The 21,150-nt window shown below is 59.5% G+C and carries 20 protein-coding genes; 14 read left to right on the forward strand and 6 right to left on the reverse strand.

Annotated features, from left to right (window positions below):
• The 3 genes from ABS758_RS11370 to ABS758_RS11380 form a co-directional block, all read right to left on the reverse strand.
• Positions 1-659: TRAP transporter large permease subunit (locus ABS758_RS11370; RefSeq protein WP_350383057.1), on the reverse strand; the 659-nt coding region annotated here is incomplete at its 3' end.
• Positions 656-1,195 carry a TRAP transporter small permease gene (locus ABS758_RS11375; protein ID WP_350383056.1) on the reverse strand — a complete coding sequence of 180 codons (540 nt, stop codon included), beginning with the start codon at positions 1,193-1,195 and terminating at the stop codon, positions 656-658. The genes ABS758_RS11370 and ABS758_RS11375, both read right to left, overlap by 4 nt.
• 107 nt (positions 1,196-1,302) lie before the next feature.
• Positions 1,303-1,755: a hemerythrin domain-containing protein gene (locus ABS758_RS11380; protein ID WP_350383055.1), complete on the reverse strand. Its 453-nt coding sequence runs from the start codon at positions 1,753-1,755 to the stop codon at positions 1,303-1,305.
• A 197-nt stretch (positions 1,756-1,952) separates the two neighbouring features.
• Here ABS758_RS11380 and ABS758_RS11385 point away from each other — a divergent pair, with 197 nt between their 5' ends.
• From ABS758_RS11385 to ABS758_RS11400, 4 genes are all read left to right on the forward strand, one after another.
• Complete coding sequence (locus ABS758_RS11385; protein ID WP_350383053.1) at positions 1,953-2,732, forward strand: ABC transporter ATP-binding protein; 780 nt, start codon at positions 1,953-1,955, stop codon at positions 2,730-2,732.
• Positions 2,729-3,724: an ABC transporter substrate-binding protein gene (locus tag ABS758_RS11390; protein WP_350383052.1), complete on the forward strand. Its 996-nt coding sequence runs from the start codon at positions 2,729-2,731 to the stop codon at positions 3,722-3,724. Before ABS758_RS11385 ends, ABS758_RS11390 begins: the two co-directional genes overlap by 4 nt.
• A gap of 139 nt (positions 3,725-3,863) precedes the next feature.
• Positions 3,864-4,592: an ABC transporter permease gene (locus tag ABS758_RS11395; RefSeq protein WP_417251210.1), complete on the forward strand. Its 729-nt coding sequence runs from the start codon at positions 3,864-3,866 to the stop codon at positions 4,590-4,592.
• Complete coding sequence (locus ABS758_RS11400) at positions 4,585-5,388, forward strand: type 2 periplasmic-binding domain-containing protein (protein WP_350383050.1); 804 nt, start codon at positions 4,585-4,587, stop codon at positions 5,386-5,388. Before ABS758_RS11395 ends, ABS758_RS11400 begins: the two co-directional genes overlap by 8 nt.
• Before the next feature lie 37 nt (positions 5,389-5,425).
• Here ABS758_RS11400 and infA read toward each other — a convergent pair whose 3' ends face one another.
• Entirely contained in the window at positions 5,426-5,686 is a 261-nt protein-coding gene (gene infA, locus ABS758_RS11405) for a translation initiation factor IF-1 (RefSeq protein WP_350383048.1), read from the reverse strand.
• 280 nt (positions 5,687-5,966) lie between these two features.
• Between infA and ABS758_RS11410 the strand changes: the two genes are divergently transcribed.
• Positions 5,967-6,878 carry a DMT family transporter gene (locus tag ABS758_RS11410; RefSeq protein ID WP_350383045.1) on the forward strand — a complete coding sequence of 304 codons (912 nt, stop codon included), beginning with the start codon at positions 5,967-5,969 and terminating at the stop codon, positions 6,876-6,878.
• A 51-nt stretch (positions 6,879-6,929) separates the two neighbouring features.
• On the opposite strand, the gene recJ is transcribed toward ABS758_RS11410, so the two are convergent.
• Entirely contained in the window at positions 6,930-8,630 is a 1,701-nt protein-coding gene (gene recJ / locus ABS758_RS11415; RefSeq protein ID WP_417276728.1) for a single-stranded-DNA-specific exonuclease RecJ, read from the reverse strand.
• A complete protein-coding gene (locus tag ABS758_RS11420) occupies positions 8,615-9,526 on the reverse strand; it encodes a hypothetical protein (protein ID WP_350383042.1) in 912 nt (303 codons plus the stop codon). Before ABS758_RS11420 ends, recJ begins: the two co-directional genes overlap by 16 nt.
• A gap of 40 nt (positions 9,527-9,566) precedes the next feature.
• On the opposite strand from ABS758_RS11420, the gene ABS758_RS11425 reads away from it, so the two are divergent.
• The 9 genes from ABS758_RS11425 to ABS758_RS11465 all read left to right on the forward strand — a co-directional run bounded on the left by ABS758_RS11425 (position 9,567) and on the right by ABS758_RS11465 (position 21,118).
• The gene (locus tag ABS758_RS11425; protein WP_350383040.1) at positions 9,567-10,838 is read left to right on the forward strand and encodes a lipoprotein-releasing ABC transporter permease subunit; all 1,272 of its coding nucleotides are present in this window, start codon (positions 9,567-9,569) and stop codon (positions 10,836-10,838) included.
• Complete coding sequence (locus ABS758_RS11430) at positions 10,831-11,529, forward strand: ABC transporter ATP-binding protein (RefSeq protein WP_350383037.1); 699 nt, start codon at positions 10,831-10,833, stop codon at positions 11,527-11,529. Before ABS758_RS11425 ends, ABS758_RS11430 begins: the two co-directional genes overlap by 8 nt.
• A gap of 19 nt (positions 11,530-11,548) precedes the next feature.
• Positions 11,549-12,376 carry a TatD family hydrolase gene (locus ABS758_RS11435; protein WP_350383035.1) on the forward strand — a complete coding sequence of 276 codons (828 nt, stop codon included), beginning with the start codon at positions 11,549-11,551 and terminating at the stop codon, positions 12,374-12,376.
• 103 nt (positions 12,377-12,479) lie between these two features.
• A complete protein-coding gene (locus tag ABS758_RS11440; RefSeq protein ID WP_350383032.1) occupies positions 12,480-15,020 on the forward strand; it encodes a DNA internalization-related competence protein ComEC/Rec2 in 2,541 nt (846 codons plus the stop codon).
• Positions 15,021-15,134: 114 nt separating this feature from the next.
• Positions 15,135-16,367 (forward strand): 3-methyl-2-oxobutanoate dehydrogenase (2-methylpropanoyl-transferring) subunit alpha, encoded by a 1,233-nt coding sequence (locus tag ABS758_RS11445; protein ID WP_350383029.1) that lies wholly within the window; start codon positions 15,135-15,137, stop codon positions 16,365-16,367.
• Between the two features lie 17 nt (positions 16,368-16,384).
• Positions 16,385-17,407: an alpha-ketoacid dehydrogenase subunit beta gene (locus ABS758_RS11450; protein ID WP_492304507.1), complete on the forward strand. Its 1,023-nt coding sequence runs from the start codon at positions 16,385-16,387 to the stop codon at positions 17,405-17,407.
• Positions 17,407-18,759 carry a dihydrolipoamide acetyltransferase family protein gene (locus tag ABS758_RS11455; RefSeq protein WP_350383025.1) on the forward strand — a complete coding sequence of 451 codons (1,353 nt, stop codon included), beginning with the start codon at positions 17,407-17,409 and terminating at the stop codon, positions 18,757-18,759. The genes ABS758_RS11450 and ABS758_RS11455 overlap by 1 nt, the downstream gene beginning before the upstream one ends.
• 2 nt (positions 18,760-18,761) lie before the next feature.
• Positions 18,762-20,174 carry a dihydrolipoyl dehydrogenase gene (gene lpdA / locus ABS758_RS11460; protein ID WP_350383022.1) on the forward strand — a complete coding sequence of 471 codons (1,413 nt, stop codon included), beginning with the start codon at positions 18,762-18,764 and terminating at the stop codon, positions 20,172-20,174.
• A gap of 14 nt (positions 20,175-20,188) precedes the next feature.
• Entirely contained in the window at positions 20,189-21,118 is a 930-nt protein-coding gene (locus ABS758_RS11465) for an alpha/beta fold hydrolase (RefSeq protein WP_350383020.1), read from the forward strand.
• The last annotated feature ends 32 nt before the right edge of the window (positions 21,119-21,150 follow it).

Here is a 21,150-nt window from a genome sequence, read left to right on the forward strand (position 1 = left end):
AGCCCCCAGATGGAGTCGCGCGCTGCGGTGACGACCTCGGCCATGCTGGCGCGTGGCTGGCGGGGCATGCCGCGCATACGGGCAATCACATAGATGGCCACCATCAGCACCAGGCCCAGCAACAAGCCTGGCACGACGCCGGCCATGAACAAGGCGCCCACCGAAGTTTCGGTGACTGCCCCGTAGACCACCAGCACGATAGAGGGCGGAATCAGGATACCCAGGGTACCGGCGTTACAGATCACTCCGGCGGCAAATGACTGGCTGTAGCCCGCACGCACCATCCCGGCAATCACGATCGAGCCCACTGCCACCACGGTGGCTGGCGACGAGCCCGAGACTGCGGCAAACAGCACGCAGGCCATGACCGAAGCAATGGCCAGGCCCCCGTGCAGGTGGCCCACCGAGGCGATGGCAAAGCGGATCATGCGCTTGGCCACCCCACCGGTAGTCATGAAGGCGCCCGCGAGAATAAAGAACGGGATGGCCATCAGGGTGAAGTGCTCGGAGGTCTCGTAGAGCTTGAGCGAGAGCGAGGCCAGGGAATCGTGCCCAAAGCCCAGGATCGTGAGCAGCGAGGACAGCCCCAGGGCCACGGCCACGGGCATGCCCATGAACATGAAGGTAAACAGCAGGATAAAGAGGATGATTGTGGTCATTTGGCATCCCCTTCGGGCTCGTCACTACGGTATTTCATGGCGTCAGCGACTTCGTCGCCCAACAGCGATGCCTGGTCGCCTCTGACCAGGTGCCAGAGCACCTCACCAAAGCGGTAGATCAGCAGGATAAAGCCGATGGGCAGCACCAGGCGTGGGATCCACTGCGCGATAGGCAGATCCTGGGCCATGATGCCGATCATGTGGATTTTGCTGACATAGATCCAGCTGCCATACAGGACGATGGCGGCGTACGCCATGCACAGCAAGGTGCTGAGTATGGCCAGGCGGTTGGCGGCACGCGCTGGCAACATCCGGATGAAGGCATCCACGCCGATGTGGGCCCCCACGCGCACGCCGTAGGCCATGCCCAGGAAAATGAGTGCACCAAAGCAATACATGGTGAGCTCGAGCGCCCAGACAAAGCTGTAATTGAAAACGTAGCGGGCGATGACCTGAACAAAGGTAATGATCGTCATTGCCGCCAGCAGAAAGGCAATCAGGCCTTCCTCGAGATGTTCCAGCCAGTTTCTCAGCATGGAGAACTCCTTCAGGATACGAGAAACGGCCGCAGATGCTGCGGCCGTACTAAATCAGCTTAGAGGATACCTGCACTTTGACTTTGCCCGGCAGGGAGAGAAAACCCTTAACTTTGCGCGAATGCCTGGGTGTATCGCGCCTCGATATCCTGTAGGGCAGCGTCGTCCAGCAGGCGCTGGGCCATCGGCAGTAGATCCTCATCGGCGCATTGCAGGTATGTCAGGTAGTCCTGTATCCAGCGCTGAGTGGCCTCACTGTTCTGACCAGGCGTCTGTAGGGCTTGTCGTATAGCCGGCCATTGGTGGGCCAGTACATGGCTTTGCTCAGTCAAGCCGCGAGTCATGCCTTTCAGGCAGACAGCATCGGATCCGGCCATGGATTCGATCAGGGCAGGGAACACGCCCGATTCGAGGATTTCTCGTTGCTGTGATGCTGTGTGATCAAACCAGGTAATGACTTGAGCGCCATTGGCACTGCCTAAAACGCCAAGTTGCTGGCGTGTTTGCTTGTGGCCCGCGAGTAACAGGGCAAGAGGATCGAACTCTGAAGGGCGCGGCATGACGGGCTCCTGATTATGCTAGGCCCATGGTAGCGCGTCCATGGAGCATGTACGAGTGAAACTTATATAACCAGATGTTATGTTGAAATCAATAATTTGTTGTTGTTGTTTATGTAGACAGGCCGCTAAAGTAGCGACATCCTGTCTATTAAAGGGCGCAGGTTTGTCCAGCCAAACTTGACCGTCCCGATGTCATTATGAATCTATCCTTTCAGCAAGTAGAAAAACAGTTTGGTGATCTGCGGGTTGTGGATCGCTTTGACAGCAATATCCAGCCAGGTGAGCTTGTCGCACTGGTAGGGCCGTCAGGATGTGGCAAATCCACCTTGCTGCATTTGGCCGCGGGCCTTGAGAAGCCCAGTGCCGGAGAAGTCCTTGCTGATGGTGTGCCTATCCAGCGCCCTGATCCCAGTCGCATGCTGATGTTTCAGGAAAACGCGCTGTTTCCCTGGCTGACTCTGGCACAAAACGTGGCCATGGCGCTTGAGCTGCAAAAAATACCCAAATCCCAGGCGCGTCAGCAGGCGTTTGTCTGGTTGGACAAGGTTCGCCTCAAAGGTTTCGAACACTACTTCCCGCACCAGGTGTCGGGGGGGATGCGCCAGCGTTGCGCGTTGGCCCGGGCATTTATCAGCCATCCCGAGGTACTGCTGCTGGACGAGCCCTTTGGGGCGCTGGATGCGCTGACGCGCATGACCCTGCAAGATGCCTTGCGTACGCTGATCCTTGAAACCAAGCCTACTGTATTGCTGGTCACGCATGATGTGGATGAGGCTTTGTTCCTGGCGGATCGCATTCTGGTGTTCAGCTCGCGTCCGTCCAGGCTTTTAAAGGAATTCCACCTTTCTGCTCATGACAAGACACATGACTTGTCCGGTTTTGCTGCCATGCGGCGCGAAATTCTGTCCCTGCTGGGAATGACCACCGATCCCGAAGAATCACCTTCTCACCCTGTTACTGAGGAAATTGCAGCATGAAATTCAGCCGTGTATTAATTCCAGCGCTTGCCGCCCTGACACTGGCAACACAGGTGCTGGCCGCCGAGCCCTTCAAGGTAGGCTATATCCGTGTCATGGATGATGCTCAGGCGATTACCGCCTATGAGGGTCAGTTTTATGCCAAGCACGGCCTGGATGTGCAACTGGTTGAGTTCAAGTCTGGTACTGATCTGATCAAGGCCATTGTCGGTGGCCAACTGGATACCGGCGTGCTGGGTTTCACCAATGCGGCCTCCTGGTCGTCTCGTGGCGCCGATCTTAAAGTGGTTGCCGGGGCGCAGCGTGGATATCACGCGCTGGTCGTGCGTGACGACGCAGGCATCAATACGGTAGCCGACCTCAAAGGCCACACGCTGGCATCTCAAAAAGAGGGCAGCACAGCGGATACCGTGTTGCGTGGTGTCGTACTGAAAAACGCCGGCCTGCAAGCCGGCGATGTATCCGTCATGGGTGTCAGCCCACAGGTGGCTGTACAGTCTCTGGTGGGTAAACGGGTAGATGCAGCCTTTTTGTTCGAGCCTCAGGCCAGCATTGCGCAACTGATCGCCCCGGTCAAGCAGATCTACGAGATTGGCGAAGTCTGGCCATTCCCCTGCATGGTCACCATCACTTCGGGTGATACGCTCAAGAACAAAAAAGACCTGGTCTGGAAGTCTCTGGATGCACAGCGTGAAGCCATCGAGCTGCTGCAAAACAAGCCCGATGAAGCAGCCAAGCTGATTGCCGGCTACTTTATCGCCGAACCCACCCTCAAGACACTGAACAACGGGGAGATCCCGCGTGAACAAGTGATCAGCAAGGCCATCCAGACGCAAACCTTCAGCCCGGCCCTGACAGCCAAGGATTTGAGCCGCATGCAGGAAGTCGCAGATATCATGCAAGCGCGTGGTTCGCTCAAGACCAAGGATGGACAGCCTTACGATGTGAGTGCGATTGTCGATCTCAACTGGCAGCATGATCGCAAGCTGTAAGACGCCGGCTTAGTGTCGTATGTCTATGGGTGCGATAATCGCACCCATTCCTTATTTTTAGTGGCCGGGTTTGTCCGGCCATAAATTCTTGAGTATGAGCAAAAAAAGACAGGTTTCTTCTGCAGGCCGCAAACTGGCGATGGGCGTGGCGATTGCTGCCATCTTGTTGATCTGGCAAAGTGCTGCCTGGACACTGCCAGATTTTCTGATGCCTGGAGTGCCCAGTGTGCTTGAACGCGTCTGGCATGATCTTCAAACGGCAGAGTTTCGTGCCATTTTGGCGGGCAGCATGGGGCGCTTGGGTATTGGCTATGGTTTCGCGCTGCTGTTCGGTATCGGCTTTGGCCTGGCGGGCGGGTTGCTGTTGTTTTTCCGCGAGGTGCTTAAGTCTGCCATCATTATTTTGCAGTCGATCCCATCCATTGCCTGGGTACCGCTGTTTTTGATTTTGATGGGGTTTGGCAACGTACCCATTATTGTAGTGATTGCGCTGGCAGCATTTTTCCCGGCAGCCTTATCGGTGATGAATGCCACCGAAAGTGTTTTGCAGACTCATGTGTCTGCCGCGCGGGTGATGGGCGCCAGCCCCTGGGATATGGTGCGCCGGGTTTATCTGCCGGCTGTGATGCCCGCCCTTATTACCGGGGCCCAATTGGCGTTTGGTAACGCTTGGCGTGCCTTGATTTCAGCGGAAATGCTGATTGGTTTTGGTCAGGGGCTGGGCCGCTCTCTGGCATACGCAGGTGAGACAGCCGACATGATCGGCGTGATGGCCAATATTCTTACGATTGCAATTCTGGCCACCCTGATTGATCAGGTCATTCTTGAAAACATCAAGCGCCGTGTGTTGCGGTATCAATATGTCTAATGCTCAAGGGCTGCGTGCGCTCAGCCTGCTGTTACGTACCACTTGGGTGCTTATCGTGGGCCCGGCACTGGTTCTGGCTGCCAATTCGGCTCTTGCCGGGCCTGCCCATGATGGTTGGCGCCTGGGTATAGAAAACGTTCCCGAGGCGCCGGTACCGGGGGCTAAACCTCGTACGCCTGTGCGTATCGAAGTGCTGGCGGGTGCCAAGTGGGAGGGATCTGCTCCCATGCAGGCGATCGCAGCCGATCAGGCACTGGCGCAATTGCAGGATGGACAACTGGATGCGTGGGTGGGGGTTTTGCCCGAAGACAGTCAGGTCTCGCCGCAGGTGCTCAAACAAACGGTCGCGTGGTCGGTCAGTCCGATGGCGATCATGCGAACCGATACTGATATTCATGACTGGGTATCGCTTGCCGGACGCACAGTGTGCCTGAGTGCCGACGGCCGCTATGTAGGAGAGCTCAATGCACGGCTGGGTGCCATCGAGCAGGTATATGCCTCGGCCACAGATGCTTTGCTGGCCTTACGTACCGGGCAGTGCGATGCTGCCGTACAGGATGAGGGGTTTCTGCGCCAATTGCTGACATATCCAGAGTGGCGCAAGTTTTCGGCACAGCTGGCCCCGTACCGTAAAGCCTATCTGACGCAATTGGTGAGGGCAGATCTGTCCACCTCAGCCCGGGGTACCCTGCAGCAGGCATTTTCTGCCAAAAGCCTGACGCAGTTGGGCGAAGAGCAGGCGAAAACCATCGCCTTTGAAGTGTATCTGGATCAGGCCGTACCGGATTGCCACTAAGGCAAATGGTGTCGCCCAGCGGGTGGGCACCTGAAAATCAGTGGCGACGACGTTGCACAGGGGCGGAGCCTGGTGCACGATTGAGATGGCGAAACGTAATGCGCCCTTTGGTGAGGTCGTAGGGCGACATCTCGAGGGTGACTTGGTCGCCGGCAAGGATGCGGATATGGTGCTTGCGCATTTTGCCGCCGGTGTAGGCGATAACTGGGTGCCCATTGTCCAGCGTGACGCGGAAGCGTGAATCGGGCAACACCTCGGTGACGGATCCGTGCATTTCGAGTAGTTCTTCTTTGGCCATGTATTCTCCGTGAATTGATTAATGCATCAGCGTTGCACATGCAGCAGGTTTCGCATCGATGGACGCGAAAATAAAGATATGCAGACGATCAGAACCTGGACAGGGGCCTGAAACCCCAGAGAGGCAGTGGATAAATGGTATCCACCAAGGCAGCCAGCATGCCGGCAATGACTGAAAACCGCTGATGAAACAAGCCCTTATGATAAGGGTTGCGCGTATATTATGTCAACAATTTTAGTGGGGGTTAGAATTCAGCAAAATATATGCAGGTGATTGACAGATGAATGACAGATTAAGCCCCGGCACGATAGCACTGCTTCTGGTTCCTCCCACCCTGTGGGCCGGCAATGCAGTGGTGGGACGGGCCGTGGTGGATCTTGTCCCGCCATTGACGCTCAATTTTCTGCGCTGGACATTCGCCTTGCTGATTTTGTTGCCCATGGGGTATCGGGTTTTGGCTCGTGGCAGTGCCATCTGGCAGCAGTGGCGCCGCTACGCCATATTGGGGCTATTGGGAATCGGCCTGTATAACTCGCTGCAATATCTGGCGCTGCATACCTCCACGCCGTTAAATGTCACGCTGGTCACTGCCAGCATCCCGGTATGGATGATGATTGTGGGGCGCGTGTTTCACGGTGTACCGATTCAAGTGGGCCAGATACTGGGTGCAATTCTGTCTTTGGCAGGGGTTGCCATTGTGCTCTCGCATGGCGACTGGCAGCAGCTGCTGGCGCTGCATTTTGTGGCAGGAGACCTGATCATGGTTCTGGCTACCATTATCTGGGCGTTTTATAGCTGGCAGCTTGCGGGGGTGCCGGCTGACTCTCCTGTGCGGGCACACTGGGCAGGGTTTTTGTTGGGGCAGGTGCTGTATGGCGTAGTGTGGTCGGGCGTGTTTGCAGCCATCGAGTGGCAGATCACCGATTGGCGGATCAGTTGGGGCTGGCCGTTGGCACTGACTGTGCTGTTTGTTGCGGTCGGCCCGGCCGTGATTGCGTTTCGCTGCTGGGGAGCAGGCGTACAACGGGTTGGGCCAACCCTGGCGGGGTTTTTCAATAACCTGACGCCTCTGATTGCCGCATTGCTTTCTTTGGTGGTGTTGGGCGAATCACCGCAGCTGTTTCACGTGCTGGCGTTTGCACTGATTATTGGCGGGATTGTGCTGTCTTCGCGCAAACCTGCCGCTGCTTGAGATCGCAAGGCCTGCAGCGGCTGTCATCGGTTTGCTGGACAGGTGTGGTTTTTACGCCGCCTGAGCGTATTCGATCAGCAACTGAACCGTCGTCTGGCCGCCCCAGGTGTTGGATTCCAGCCGGTAGACAATCTCGACTTCTTCGGGCAGCAATTGCGCATGATTAAACCAGATGCCATCGATTCGCTTCCCGTCGCGCTCGAGATAGACCTTCAGGTGCTGTTCTTTCAGCAGCCGCTGATGAACCACCCGAAATCGGTCCTGGAACAGTGGGGGAGGAAACCCTGCGCCCCACACCTGATCGGCCAGCAGACGCGCTGTTTCGGTACTGACGAAGCCAGGCTCCAGCGAGCCGTCTGTTTCCAGACAGGGTTCAAATGACTCACGGCCGCTTAGCGTGCGCACCGCGTCATCAAACTGCACAGAAAAATCCTTGAAGGCAGGTGCATGCAGGGTGAGACCGGCGGCCATGGCATGGCCTCCAAACTGGATAATCGCACCCGGCAAGCGTTTGCTGACCAGATCCAGGGCATCGCGCAGATGAACTTCGGGGATGGATCGGCCAGAACCCCGCAGTGTGTCGGATTCATCTGGCGCAAACGCCAGGGCGGGGCGCCAGTAGGTTTCTTTCAGGCGGGATGCCACCAGGCCAATGACTCCTGGGTGCCAGCCGGGCTGCCAGACGCAAATGCTGGCTGACAATGTGCCGGGTTGGGCGTCCAGATGGGCCAGCGCTTGATCACGCATTTCTGTTTCACGGCTGCGGCGCTGGCGGTTCACCTCGTCCAGCGCTCGGGCAAGCTCAAGTGCCCGCTGGGGGTTGTCCTCAAGCAGACAATGAATGCCAAGGCTCATGTCGGCCATTCGGCCTGCCGCATTGATCCGCGGGCCCAGCGCAAATCCGAGATCCGCTGTGGATGCCTCTCCTGGATTGCGTCCGGCAATCTCGAATAAGGCGGCCACACCGGCATGCATCCGGCCCTGGCGGATGCGCTTCAGGCCTTGCGTGATTAGAAGCCGGTTGTTGGCATCCAGACGCACGACATCAGCCACGGTTCCTAGAGCCACCAGATCGCTTAAGGCATCCAGACGCGGCCCGCCTTGTGCGGGCAATAGGTTGCGCTCGCGTAGTACGGCGCGCAAGGCCAGCATCACATAGAAGATCACGCCCACGCCGGCCAGGTGCTTGGATGGAAAGCCGCAGCCAGGCTGGTTGGGGTTTACGATTGCCAGGGCCTCAGGCAACGTGTCTCCGGGCAGATGATGATCGGTGACGATCACCTCCATGCCGGCTTGTCGTGCAGCGGCTACCCCTTCGATACTGGCAATGCCGTTGTCTACAGTAATCAGCAAATCGGGCTTGCCGGCTGCATGCTTGCAGGCAAGCTGCACCACTGCGGGCGACAGCCCATAGCCAGTTTCAAACCGGTTGGGCACTAAAAAATCAACATCTGCATCCATCGCCCGCAGACCACGCACTGCCACGGCACAGGCGGTTGCGCCGTCGCAGTCGTAGTCGGCCACGATCAGCAGTTTTTTGCGGCTGCTGATGGCGTCTGCCAGCAGCTGAGCTGCCTCTTGCACGTGGCTCAGGTGCGACGGCGGAATCAGCCCGGCCCACTCTGTGGGGGCCAATGCGGCCAAGCCGCGCGCGCCCCACAAACGGGCAAGCAGTGGGTGCACCCCTTGTTGAGTCAGGGCTTCGGTGCGTTGCCGGTTGCTGTGCCTCGGGCGAATCAGCGGCTGCACCACCAGCGCCTCCAGTCTTGTGTGCGCCAGCGGGCAAACCAGCCAGTGTGTGCACTGAGTTCTACATAACGGTTACGTCCGCTCAGGATCAGAGAGGCCGGTTGCGTGGTCAGTTGTGTGAACAGCTGCTGATCCAGGCGCGCCAGCGCCTCAATCCACTCGCCCCACTGCTGCGAGATGGCCAGGTCATATAGCGAGAAATCAGTCTGGATATCGTTGGGTGGGGTGCGGCCCAATTGCGACTGGCCGGCGCCGCCGTACAACCAGAGGCTGTTGACCGGCGCTTGCCCCAGTGCCGCTCTGGCCTGATTGGCAGGGTGCTCGTACCAAGCCATCTGCAAGGTGTTTGCCAATTGCCGCCATGGCCGTGCAGCAGCTTCTTGAGGCCACCAGTCGTTGACGGCACTGGTGGCCACAAGCGCAGGGCTGGCACACGGCAGCGTAACGGCTTGAGGCCAGCGCACGCGCCAGGTGTCCGTCGTCAAGGCCTCGAGCTCAAGGCCGCTTTCCTGGAGGTAATCCCTTGCGGTTTCCCACAGGGCGTGGGATTGTTCTGGCGTGATATCGAGCACTCGGGCGGGCAGCAGTGCCGCACCGTCACGTGAGGGTGCCATATGCACAAGCTCAGCCAGCCAGACGGGTTCCTTGTCTGCCGGTGCGCCACGCAGCGGCCCCAGACCTGCGCTAATATGCTCTGCTTCAGCTGGGTTGAAGTTACAAGCCTTCAGCAACCAATGTTCGTGCGGCATGCACCAGGTGTCTGCAGCAGGGCTTTGGGTAATGGCTGTGGTGCTGTGGGCCATCCAGGCAGCCAGTACGGGCGCGCGCTGGGCTACATGTCCGGCAAGCTCGCCAGCAACTTCAGGTTCGGGCCAGGCCCCGGGGATCACAATATGCATGGCAGAATTGTAGAGTTAAACAGAACAGAAGGCAGTTCAGATGGCCTATGAATGGTGGATTGGTGCCCGATATGCCGGTTTGGCCCGCACGGGACGCAAAGGGCGTCGGGGCGACCGCTTTGTGTCGTTTGTTGCTGCCAGCTCGATGGCAGGTATCGCACTGGGGGTCGCGGCACTGATTATTGTGCTCTCGGTGATGAACGGCTTCCAGACGCAGGTGCGGGATCGCATGCTGTCCGTTTTACCGCATATCGAGCTCTATTTTTCGGGTGTTGATCATCAGCAGGTGCTTGAGCACTGGCAAGAGTTGGCGCAGGCCGCCAAGGGCGATCCCGAAGTGCGGGGAGCTGCCCCGTTTGTGGCTGCCCAGGCCATGGTGGCGCGCGGGCAGTCGCTTAGCGGCGTACAGGTGCGGGGTATTGACCCGGCGGTTGAGCCCCAGGTGTCTGACCTGGCGCAACAGATGCAAACCGGCACACTGGATTCCCTGAGCCCTGGCTCATATCATGTCATTGTCGGCAGCCAGATTGCACAATCTTTAGGGGTGGCGGTAGGCGATACGCTGCTGATGCTCGCGCCGCAGGGGTCGATTTCTCCGGCAGGCTTTGCGCCGCGCATGCGCCAGTTCACGGTCTCCGGGGTGTTTTCCTCTGGTTACTACGAATACGATGCGACACTGGCTTTCGTCAATGTTCAGGATGCGGCCCGCGTGTTTCGTGACAGTGGCGTCAGCGGTGTGCGTCTGCGTATTGCCGATATGCAGCGGGCGCCCCAGGTGGCTCTGCAGGTGTTGCAGCGCATGCCCCAGGGTGTGCGCGCCACAGACTGGACGCAAAGCAACCGTACCTGGTTTGCTGCCGTCAAAACCGAGAAACGCATGATGTTCCTGATTCTGGCCCTGATTGTGGCGGTTGCCGCTTTCAATCTGCTGTCTTCTCTGGTGATGGCCGTCAAGGACAAGCAGTCGGATATCGCCATACTGCGCACGCTAGGTGCAACACCCGGTGAGATCGCCCGGATATTTTTGGTGCAAGGCGCACTGATTGGCGTAATCGGCACGGGGGCGGGGGTGATTCTGGGCACACTGCTTGCCTACAACATTGATGTCATCGTCCCCTGGATTGAGCGCATGCTGGGAATTCACTTTATTCCACAGCAAATTTATTTCATCAGCGAGTTGCCTTCCAATCCCCAGATTGGCGACATCACCTGGATTGGCGTGACCTCATTGGTGCTGTCTCTGCTGGCAACGCTATACCCCAGTTGGCGTGCGTCGCGCCTGCAACCCGCCCAGGTGCTGCGTCATGACTAATTCAACCCGAGATCCCAGCATCGTCTTACGGGCAGAGAACCTGGCAAAAACCTACGATGAGGGTGCCAGCCGCGTTGAGGTTTTACGAGACGTCAATTTGACAGTGCAGGCCCACGAGATGGTTGCGATCGTTGGTGCCTCCGGGTCTGGCAAAAGTACCTTGTTGCACGTACTGGGGCTGTTGGATCAGGCGGATACCGGGAAACTTTGGGTTGCCGGCGAGGCTGCCAGCGGCCTGAACGAACGCCGCCGCAGCCAGTTGCGCAATCGGGCGCTGGGCTTCGTGTATCAGTTTCATCATTTGCTGCCCGAGTTCTCCGCCCTGGATAATGTGGCGATGCCGCTGATTGTGCGTGGCATGCGTCGGCCCCAGGCTCGCCAGCAGGCGCAAGCCCTGTTGCAGCAAGTAGGTCTGCCAGACCGTGCCAGCCATTTTCCAGGCCAGTTGTCGGGTGGCGAGCGCCAGCGCGTGGCGCTGGCGCGTGCCCTGGTTACGCAGCCTGCCTGCGTACTGGCCGACGAACCCACCGGCAACCTCGACCGTCATACCGCAGACAAGATGTTCGACCTGCTGCGTGAAATCAATCGGGATCTCGGGATCGCGTTTGTGATTGTCACGCACGATCCCGCCCTGGCGGCACTGGCTCATCGCCAATTGCACATGCAATCGGGGAATCTCGCCGAAAGCTGACCCTCCGGACGAACCTGCCATGTTGATTGACACCCATTGTCACCTCGATGCCGCAGAGTTTGAAGATGACCGTGATGCGGTGATTGCCCGGTCGCGGCAGGCCGGCGTGCGCGCAATCGTGATCCCGGCCGTGGGCGCAAACAACTTCCAGGTGGTGCGCCAGTTGGCAGGGCAACTGCTTGGCGGGGCCTATGCCCTGGGGATCCATCCGCTGCTTGTTGCACGGGCCACAGAGGCTGATCTGGACAGCCTTAAAGACTGTCTGCAGGCCTGGCGCGATGATCCCCATCTGGTGGCCATCGGCGAAATTGGCCTGGATTTCTTTGTGCCGGAAATCAGCACGCCATCTGGACGATCCCGGCAGGAGTACTTTTATCAGCGGCAACTGGACCTGGCCGTACAGTTCGATCTGCCCGTGCTGCTGCATGTGCGGCGCTCACAAGATGTTTTGCTCAAGCATTTGCGCAGGCGCCCAACAGTGGGTGGGATTGCCCATGCGTTCAATGGCAGTTTCCAGCAGGCCCAGCAATTCATCCAGCAGGGGTTCGTGCTGGGGTTTGGCGGCGCGATGACCTTTGACCGCGCACTGCAAATCCGTCGGCTGGCTGCTCGGTTGCCGGGTGATGCCCTGGTGCTTGAAACAGATGCGCCGGATATCCCGCCAGCCTGGCTTGGGATTGCAGGCGCGCCTATACGGCCGCGTAATGAGCCTGCCCAAGTGGCGAAGATTGCCGAGTGCCTGGCACAGCTGCGTGAGGAACCCGCTTCCCAGCTTGTAGCCAGATGCGCAGATAATGCAGTTCGGGTATTGCCGCGTCTGTCGGCTGTGCTGCAAACAGCACGCTGATCTCGATTTGTCCTGGCAAGCTGCAGTAGCGTAATACGCGTGTGCAGCCCCTGTGCAAGGCTTTGCTGTCAGTAGCAAACCTTGTTGCCAAAGGACATCCATCATGATCGGTCGGCTGACAGTAGCAGCCGGCCTGGCCGGTATCGCGATTGTCCATCAATTGCAGACGTTACCGGGAGTACTGCTGCCTGTGCTGATGGGTGGCATGGGCGCAGGCTTGTTGGCCCTGGGCAAGCGTTGGATGCAACGCAGGCGTGGCTGCGCAAGCCGTTGGCTGTGGCGTGTGGGCCTGTGGATTCTGGTGGCCAGTGTATCGGCGGCAGTGACGGTGCATCGTGCGCAACAGCGGCTTGATCAGCACCTTGCGCCTGGCAATGTCGACAAGGTATCGCGCGTCATCTTGCGTGTTCATGGGCTACCTAGGCTGCAAGCCGACAAAATCCGTTTTGAGGCCGATATCTTGCAGGCCCATCCTCCCGGGGTCCCTCGGCGGGTGCTGGTGAGCTGGTCTGCGGCAGGCTGGCGCAGCCCCTATGCCGCGCCCACCCCTGCAGAGCCACCGTTTCCTGTGATTCAGGCAGGGCAGGTGTGGCGCATGGCATTGGTGCTTAGGCCGGTTCATGCTGCGCAAAATATCGCAGCATTCGACTATGAAGCACATGTTTTTGCACAAGGTATCCGGGCCCTGGGCACGGTGCGAGGAGTACCGGAATATCAAAGAGATGATGGCTGGCAAGGTGTTGGGATCATCGCCGACAGGGCACGCCATGAAATCCGCGAGGCCATGGCGCCATTTTTGCAAGGGCTGCGCTACGGTGCTGTCCTGCGGGCATTGGCCATCGGCGACCAGGACGGCATGGAGGATGCCGATTGGCAAGTGTTCAACCGCACTGGTTTATCGCACCTCGTGTCTATATCCGGATCACACATCACGATGCTGGCAGGCGTAGCCGCGTGGCTCACCCAATGGGTCTGGCGGCGAGGACGCTGGCGCGGGCGGATTCTGGCCGAGCGCTGGCCGGCACGCCGTGCGGCTGCATGTGCGGCCTTGCTGTTTGCCTGGTTGTACTGTCTGCTGGCGGGCTGGGGTGTGCCTGCCCAGCGAACCTTTATGATGTTGGCGGTGGTGGCGGGGGCACAGTTATTGCAATTACGCCTGTCTGGTGCCCGCGTGCTGGCGCTTGCGGCCGTTGTTGTCTGCGCCCTGGATCCTTGGGCACTGTTGGCCAGCGGGTTCTGGCTGTCTTTTGCCGCAGTGGCTGTACTGTTGGCAGTAGGCGCGCGGTTGGCCCCCAAGCAGGGCACACTGGGTCCAGGCGCTGCGCCTGTTTCCGCCGGCCGGCTCAAGCGGTTTCTGCACGGGCTTGGTCTGGCCGCTCGTCTGCAATGGGCAATCACGTTGGCCCTGGCACCGGTACTGGCATGGGTCTTTCACGAAATCTCGCTGGTATCGCCACTGGCCAATGCTTATGCCATTCCGGTGATCGAGCTCCTTGTCACGCCTTTGTCTCTTTTACTGGCTGCCGTGTCCCTGGTGCCCGGTCTGGCGCCACTTGTCACCGGGCTTGCCCAGATTGCCCACGGCATCCTGAGTCTGATGATGCACCCAACCGAGTGGCTGGCTGCGCTGCCGTCCTGGCCAGTGGCCGCCGGGCCTGTCGGAGGGTATGTGCTGGCATGTGGGGGTGCGGCCTTTGCCCTGTGGCCACATTCATTGGTCGGCCAGGGACGGCTCGCCACCAGCTTATGGCGGCTGCGCCCCTGGGCGTGGCTGGGCCTGGTGCCGATGATGATCTGGAAGCCCGCCACGCCTGTGCCAGGTGAATGGGATGCCTACGCACTCGACGTTGGGCAGGGCAGTGCCGTGATCATCCGGACCGCCCGGCATGCGTTTTTATTTGATGCCGGGGCCCGTCATGCACGTGATTCCGACGAGGGCCAGCGCACGGTGGTACCGGTCTTGCGCGCCCTGGGCATCCGGCAGCTGGATGTCATGGTGCTGTCTCATGCAGATCTGGATCATGCAGGAGGCGCACGCAGTGTGTTGGCGGCCATGCCGGTGCAGCAAACATACAGTTCCTTTGACTTGCCCCGATGGCTCAGTGGCGAGGCGCGCCGCCTGGATGCCGCACCTGCCGTCCTGCCAATGGCCGCAACCGCGTGTCTGTTTGGTGGACGCTGGCAGGTGGATGACGTGAGTTTCGAATTTTTATGGCCACTGGATGAGCGCCTGGTGCGCAAGGGGGGTCAGGCCAATGCGGGCAGCTGTGTGCTGCGGGTGCGGGGGCGGCATCACAGCGCGTTGCTGACAGGGGATATCGAAGCGCGCACCGAAGCCGCACTGGTACAGCGTGGGCTGACGCCGGTGGATGTGGTGGTGGCTGCCCACCACGGATCCAGAACCTCGTCCTCCGCCTTGTTTGTGGATACGGTTGCTGCCAGGCATCTGATTGTGCAGGTGGGACGCTGGAACCGTCACAATCATCCTGCGTCCGCTGTATTGCAGCGCTGGCAGGCAGCAGGTGCGGAGATTTGGCGCACAGACTGGCTGGGCGGGGTCAACGTGCGCTCGCGCGCCAATGGCCTATCGTTGTACAGTGTTCTGGAGTCGTCACGTCGATATTGGCATGGACGGCGCCCGTAATGGTTTTCGCGGTCTTGCGCTGTATGGCGGGATCGGCGATGATGCGGCAGCCGTCCAAAAGACGACAACAGCCCGTTTTTGGGCTCTTGAAAAATCCACAAGATTTTCGCCACCATGACACAGATACCACTCAAGTTCTATGTCCCCGAACCCTCGGGGCGTCCCGGTCAGGCCACTGACTTCTCATATCTGCGGCTGCAGCCGGCTGGCGCCGCCCGCAAACCGCCCATCGACACCTTAGCCTACGATACCCGCGACCTCGCACTGGGTTTGATCCGGGTGCTGGATGATGAGGGCAAAGCGCAAGGCCCTTGGGCCGAAAACCCGCCCGATCAGGATACCTTGCGTCGCGGCATGCAGGCGATGATCAAAACACGCATTTTTGATGCCCGGATGGTGATTGCCCAGCGTCAGAAAAAAACCTCGTTTTACATGCAATGCCTGGGTGAAGAGGCCATTGCCATCGGGCAGTCGCTGGCCCTGAGGCCGGGTGACATGCACTTTCCCTCGTATCGCCAGCAGGGGCTCCTGATTGCCCAGGATTACCCTTTGTTCGACATGATGTGCCAGATCTTTTCAAACGACAAAGATCCGCTCAAGGGCCGTCAATTGCCTGTGCTGTATTCGGTGCCCGAAAAAGGGTTCTTCACGCTGTCGGGCAATCTGGGCACGCAGATGCCCCAGGCAGTGGGCTGGGCCATGGCGTCTGCCATCAAGGGCGACACCCGTATTGCCTGCGGCTGGATTGGTGATGGCGCCACAGCCGAATCCGATTACCAGGCGGCCTTGCTGTTTGCCCATGTCTACCGGGCACCGGTGATCCTTAATGTCATCAACAACCAGTGGGCGATTTCCACATTTCAGTCGGTGGCGGGTGGCGAAGGCATCACCCTGGCCGCACGAGGCATCGGATCCAACATCGCATCGCTGCGGGTAGATGGCAACGATTTCCTGGCCGTGTACGCAGCATCTCGCTGGGCAGCTGATCGAGCCCGCAACAACCATGGCGCAACCCTCATCGAGTGGGTCAGCTACCGCGCTGGGCCGCACTCCACCTCGGATGATCCGTCCAAATACCGGCCGGCAGATGATTGGTCACGGTATCCACTGGGAGACCCCATTACGCGCCTGAAGCAATACATGATTGCGCAAGCCATGTGGTCTGAGCAAGAGCACCAGGATACGCAAAAAGCATGCGAGGCCGAAGTAGTGGCTGCCCAGAAAAAGGCAGAATCCCACGGCACGCTAGCCACAGGGCGCACATCCAGTGTGGCCACGATGTTTGAAGATGTATACAAGGACATGCCAGAGCATCTGCGCCGGCAGCGCCAAGAGCTGGGGGTCTGACGATGGCACAGGAAAAAATGAAAACGCGTCCGATGACCATGATTCAGGCCCTGCGCTCCGCCATGGACATCATGCTTGAGCGCGATGATAACGTGGTGGTGTTTGGCGAGGATGTTGGCTATTTTGGCGGCGTGTTTCGATGCACCGAAGGCCTGCAGGCCAAGTATGGCCAATCGCGGGTATTTGATGCACCCATTTCCGAAAGCGGGATTGTGGCCGCTGCCGTGGGGATGGGGGCTTATGGGCTTCGCCCCGTGGTTGAAATCCAGTTTGCAGATTACTTTTATCCGGCTGCCGATCAGATCTTTTCTGAGGCGGCGCGGCTGCGATATCGGTCAGCGGGTGGTTACACCTCACCGCTTACTATTCGCATGCCCTGCGGGGGTGGCATTTTTGGCGGACAAACGCACAGCCAAAGCCCCGAAGCGCTGTTTACCCACGTGTCGGGCTTGCGTACGGTGATGCCTTCCAACCCCTACGACGCCAAAGGCCTGCTGATCAGTTCCATCGAAAACGATGACCCGGTGATCTTCCTCGAGCCCAAGCGGCTTTATAACGGGCCGTTTGATGGCCATCATGATCAACCGGTGGTGCCGTGGTCCAAGCATCCTTTGGGCAACGTGCCCGAAGGCTATTACACCGTGCCGCTGGACAAGGCTGCGCTGTATCGCGAGGGCCGCGAACTCACCGTGCTTACCTATGGCACGATGGTTTATGTGGCCGAGGTGGCGGCCCGTGACGCCGGCATTGATGCCGACATCATTGATTTACGCAGCCTCTGGCCGCTGGATCTCGACGCCATCCTGAACTCGGTGCGCAAAACCGGCCGTTGCGTGGTCTTGCACGAGGCCACCCGCACCAGCGGGTTTGGTGCCGAGCTCTGCGCACTGGTGCAAGAGCACTGCTTTTATCATCTTGAAGCCCCGATCGAACGCATCACGGGATGGGATACGCCGTATCCGCACTCTCATGAGTGGGCATATTTCCCCGGCCCCAAACGGGTTGCCGAGGCATTCAAACGTGCGTTCCGGGAGGCATAATGGGTATTCATATCATCAAGATGCCGGATATCGGCGAAGGCATCGCTGAAGTCGAACTCGTCGAATGGCATGTGCAGCCGGGCGAGGCTGTGGTCGAAGACCAGATCCTCGCCGATGTCATGACAGACAAGGCCACCGTCCAGGTGCCGTCACCTGTACATGGCACGGTGGTTTCCCTGGGTGGACAAGTGGGTGAAACCATGGCCGTGGGCTCAGAACTCATCCGCCTCGAAATAGAAGGCGAGGGCAACGAGCACACCATCCGGAATCGCGCACCAGTCGCTGCTGATGCCTCCAAGGCTGTGGCGGCCGCCCCTGTTGCCCCTGCACACAAAGAAACCAAAAGCCCTGAACCCGAGGTGCAGCCATCTGCCAGCCCGACACAGCCCCATCAAACAGCAGATGCCCCTGCTGCATCAGCCCGGCCGCAGGTGGCGCATGCTTCCTCGCATGCACCGGCACGCACAGAGGGCCAGCGGCCCCTGGCATCCCCGGCAGTGCGCCGGCGTGCCTGGGACCTGGGCATTACCTTGCAGTACGTGCCTGGCACCGGCCCTGCCGGACGCATTACCCAGGGTGATCTTGACGCCTGGCTGGCACGCGACCGCAATGCCACCTCCAATCGCACATCCGGGTCCTTATATCAGTCCAGCAATCAGGAAACCGAGGTGCCGGTCATTGGCCTGCGGCGCAAGATTGCCCAGAAGATGCAAGAGTCCAAACGCCGGATTCCGCACTTCACCTATGTCGAAGAGATTGATGTCACCGAGCTCGAATCCCTGCGTGCGCGGCTGAATACCCGCTACAGCACCGAGCGCGGCAAGCTGACCTTATTGCCGTTTTTGGCCCGGGCCATGGTGCTGGCCTTGCGCGAGTTTCCGCAGATCAATGCATGCTTTGATGATGAAGCGGGGATTGTCACCCAGTATGGCGGGGTGCATCTGGGGGTTGCCGCGCAAACGCCCTCCGGCCTGATGGTGCCTGTGGTGCATCACGCCGAAACCCTGGATCTCTGGTCGTGCGCGGCAGAAATTGCCCGCCTGGCCGAAGCCGCCCGCCAGGGCAAGGCCGCGCGCGACGAACTAACCGGTTCAACCATTACCATCACCAGCCTGGGGCCACTGGGCGGCGTGGTATCCACACCTGTCATCAATCACCCCGAAGTCGCCATCGTCGGCGTCAATCGGGTAATTGAACGGCCAGTGTTTCAGGAAGGCAGAGTCGTGGCGCGCAAGCTGATGAACCTGTCTTCGTCCTTTGATCATCGCGTGGTCGACGGTATGCATGCCGCCGAATTCATCCAGTGCATCCGGCGCTATCTCGAGTGCCCGGCGCTTCTGTTTGTGGAGTAAGCATGTCCAATCTCATCAATACCACTTTGCTGATCATTGGCGGCGGGCCTGGCGGTTATGTGGCGGCCATCCGTGCCGGCCAGTTGGGTATCCCCACGGTGCTGGTCGAGGGAGCCTCTCTTGGCGGCACCTGCCTGAACATCGGCTGCATCCCCTCCAAAGCCCTCATCCACGTGGCCGAGAAATTTCATGCCCTGCAGGGATACGACAAGCATTCGGCGCTGGGAATCCAGGTATCCAGCCCCACGCTCGATCTCGAGCGCAGCGTGGCCTGGAAAGACGCCATCGTCAAAAAGCTCACAACCGGCGTTGGCGCCCTGCTGAAGAAAAACAAAGTCACAGTGGTGCAGGGCTGGGCACACATCATCGATGGCAAAACCGTGGATGTCGATCCTGTTGCCAAGGGCAAGGCGGGTGCGCCACAGCGCATCCGCTGCGAGCACCTGTTGCTGGCCACAGGCTCTGAGCCTGTGGCGCTGCCATTCATGCCGTTTGGCGGGTCGGTCATCTCATCCACCGAGGCGCTTTCACCCAAAACATTGCCGGCCTCTCTGGCTGTGGTGGGGGGCGGCTACATAGGTCTCGAGCTTGGCACTGCCTATCGCAAGCTGGGAGTCAAGGTTGATGTCATCGAGGCCCAGGATCGTGTGTTGCCCGCCTACGATGCCGAACTTGTTAAGCCTGTGCATGCGGCGCTTAAAGCCCTGGGCGTCGGCCTGCATCTGCAGACCCAGGTACTAGGCCTGGCAGAAGACGGCAAGGGCGTGCGCGTCCAGCCGGCCAAGGGCGCCGAGCAAATTCTGGCGGCCCAGCAGATCCTGGTGGCTGTGGGGCGCAAGCCCCGCAGCCGTGGATTTGGGCTCAGTTCCCTGATGCTGGATATGAACGGCCTGGCGGTACGCATTGATGACCGCTGCCATACGTCCATGAACGGCGTCTGGGCGATTGGTGATCTCACGGGCGAGCCCATGCTGGCGCACCGGGCCATGGCCCAGGGCGAATGCGTGGCCGAGCAAATTGCCGGCCTCACTCGCCGGTTTATGCCCGCTGCCATTCCTGCCGTGTGTTTCACCGATCCCGAGGTTGTCACGGCGGGTTTGTCCCCGCAGCAGGCTGCCGCAGATGGGCTGGATACCGTCGAGGGCGTGTTTCCGCTGGCGGCCAACGGGCGTGCCATGACGCTCGAATCCCCCGATGGATTTGTGCGTGTGGTGGCCCGGCGTGATAATCACCTTATCATTGGCTGGCAGGCGGTGGGGCGTGGTGTCTCCGAGTTCTCGGCCGCCTTTGCCCAGTCGATCGAAATGGGGGCGTGCCTGGAAGACGTCGCCCACACTATTCACGCGCATCCCACCCAAAGCGAAGCCATCCAGGAAGCGGCACTACGCGCATTGGGGCAGGCGGTGCACATTTGATACCCAAGGTGGCCATGTCGTCTGTCGAACCCCGTCTCAAATTTGTTACCTGCGCCAGCACGGCGGGCCTGCATCGCATGGCTTATTGGGAGTGGGGTGATCCGGACAACGATCAGGTTCTGTTGTGCGTCCACGGGCTTACCCGTACCGGCCGCGATTTCGATCCGCTCGCACAGGCACTGTGCGCCGAGTACCGCGTGGTGTGCCCCGATGTCGTCGGCCGCGGCCGTTCGGATTGGCTGCTGGATGCCAATAGCTATGTCGTGCCGCAGTATGTCGCCGACATGATCACCCTGATCGCCCGCCTGGCACCTGCCCACCTGGATTGGGTGGGGACGTCCATGGGCGGTCTGATCGGCCTTGGTCTGGCAGGTATGACGGGGCTGTCGGCACAACTGCGCCCAGATCGTGGGGCCTATGGCCCGGGCCAGGCGCCTTACTTGCCATTGGGCAAGGTGGTACTCAATGATATTGGGCCCACACTTAATCTCGATGGCCTGGCCAGGATTGGTAAGTATGTTGGGCAGGATATCCGGTTTGCCTCTTTTGATCAGGCCGTTCAGTACATCCAGCAGGTATCGCAAGGCTTTGGGCCGCACGATGCCGCCGGCTGGGGAGCCCTGACCCAATATGTGTTTGTGCAGCACGGCCAGCAGTGGGTAAAACACTACGATCTGCGCATTGCACAGCCCTTTGCCTTGCAAACACCCGAAGCCACGGTAGCGGCCGAGGACTTGCTCTGGCAGGCTTGGGATCACCTTGCTCATCCCGTGCTGGTGCTGCGTGGTGCTCAATCGGATATTCTTCGGGCCGATACTGTGCGTGATATGCTGGCTCGCAACCCTCATGCACAATCGGTGCAATTCGAGGGGGTGGGCCATGCGCCCAGCTTGCGCAGCCCCGATCAAATCCACGCAATCCGTCAGTTTCTGCTGGCAGATTGATTCCTGCCTGATGGTCAGGCAAGGCAATCCTT

Source organism: Castellaniella sp. FW104-7C03 (assembly GCF_040276085.1).
Classification (GTDB): domain Bacteria; phylum Pseudomonadota; class Gammaproteobacteria; order Burkholderiales; family Burkholderiaceae_B; genus Castellaniella.

What these genes read in the sequence shown, in the direction of transcription:
- ABS758_RS11375 (WP_350383056.1), bottom strand. Translation starts at nt 1,195, where the DNA reads ATGCTGAGAAACTGGCTGGAACATCTCGAGGAAGGCCTGATTGCCTTT.
- ABS758_RS11380 (WP_350383055.1), bottom strand. Translation starts at nt 1,755, where the DNA reads ATGCCGCGCCCTTCAGAGTTCGATCCTCTTGCCCTGTTACTCGCGGGC.
- ABS758_RS11385 (WP_350383053.1), top strand. Translation starts at nt 1,953, where the DNA reads ATGAATCTATCCTTTCAGCAAGTAGAAAAACAGTTTGGTGATCTGCGG.
- ABS758_RS11390 (WP_350383052.1), top strand. Translation starts at nt 2,729, where the DNA reads ATGAAATTCAGCCGTGTATTAATTCCAGCGCTTGCCGCCCTGACACTG.
- ABS758_RS11395 (WP_417251210.1), top strand. Translation starts at nt 3,864, where the DNA reads ATGGGCGTGGCGATTGCTGCCATCTTGTTGATCTGGCAAAGTGCTGCC.
- ABS758_RS11400 (WP_350383050.1), top strand. Translation starts at nt 4,585, where the DNA reads ATGTCTAATGCTCAAGGGCTGCGTGCGCTCAGCCTGCTGTTACGTACC.
- infA (WP_350383048.1), bottom strand. Translation starts at nt 5,686, where the DNA reads ATGGCCAAAGAAGAACTACTCGAAATGCACGGATCCGTCACCGAGGTG.
- ABS758_RS11410 (WP_350383045.1), top strand. Translation starts at nt 5,967, where the DNA reads ATGAATGACAGATTAAGCCCCGGCACGATAGCACTGCTTCTGGTTCCT.
- ABS758_RS11420 (WP_350383042.1), bottom strand. Translation starts at nt 9,526, where the DNA reads ATGCATATTGTGATCCCCGGGGCCTGGCCCGAACCTGAAGTTGCTGGC.
- ABS758_RS11425 (WP_350383040.1), top strand. Translation starts at nt 9,567, where the DNA reads ATGGCCTATGAATGGTGGATTGGTGCCCGATATGCCGGTTTGGCCCGC.
- ABS758_RS11430 (WP_350383037.1), top strand. Translation starts at nt 10,831, where the DNA reads ATGACTAATTCAACCCGAGATCCCAGCATCGTCTTACGGGCAGAGAAC.
- ABS758_RS11435 (WP_350383035.1), top strand. Translation starts at nt 11,549, where the DNA reads ATGTTGATTGACACCCATTGTCACCTCGATGCCGCAGAGTTTGAAGAT.
- ABS758_RS11440 (WP_350383032.1), top strand. Translation starts at nt 12,480, where the DNA reads ATGATCGGTCGGCTGACAGTAGCAGCCGGCCTGGCCGGTATCGCGATT.
- ABS758_RS11445 (WP_350383029.1), top strand. Translation starts at nt 15,135, where the DNA reads ATGACACAGATACCACTCAAGTTCTATGTCCCCGAACCCTCGGGGCGT.
- ABS758_RS11450 (WP_492304507.1), top strand. Translation starts at nt 16,385, where the DNA reads ATGAAAACGCGTCCGATGACCATGATTCAGGCCCTGCGCTCCGCCATG.
- ABS758_RS11455 (WP_350383025.1), top strand. Translation starts at nt 17,407, where the DNA reads ATGGGTATTCATATCATCAAGATGCCGGATATCGGCGAAGGCATCGCT.
- lpdA (WP_350383022.1), top strand. Translation starts at nt 18,762, where the DNA reads ATGTCCAATCTCATCAATACCACTTTGCTGATCATTGGCGGCGGGCCT.
- ABS758_RS11465 (WP_350383020.1), top strand. Translation starts at nt 20,189, where the DNA reads ATGTCGTCTGTCGAACCCCGTCTCAAATTTGTTACCTGCGCCAGCACG.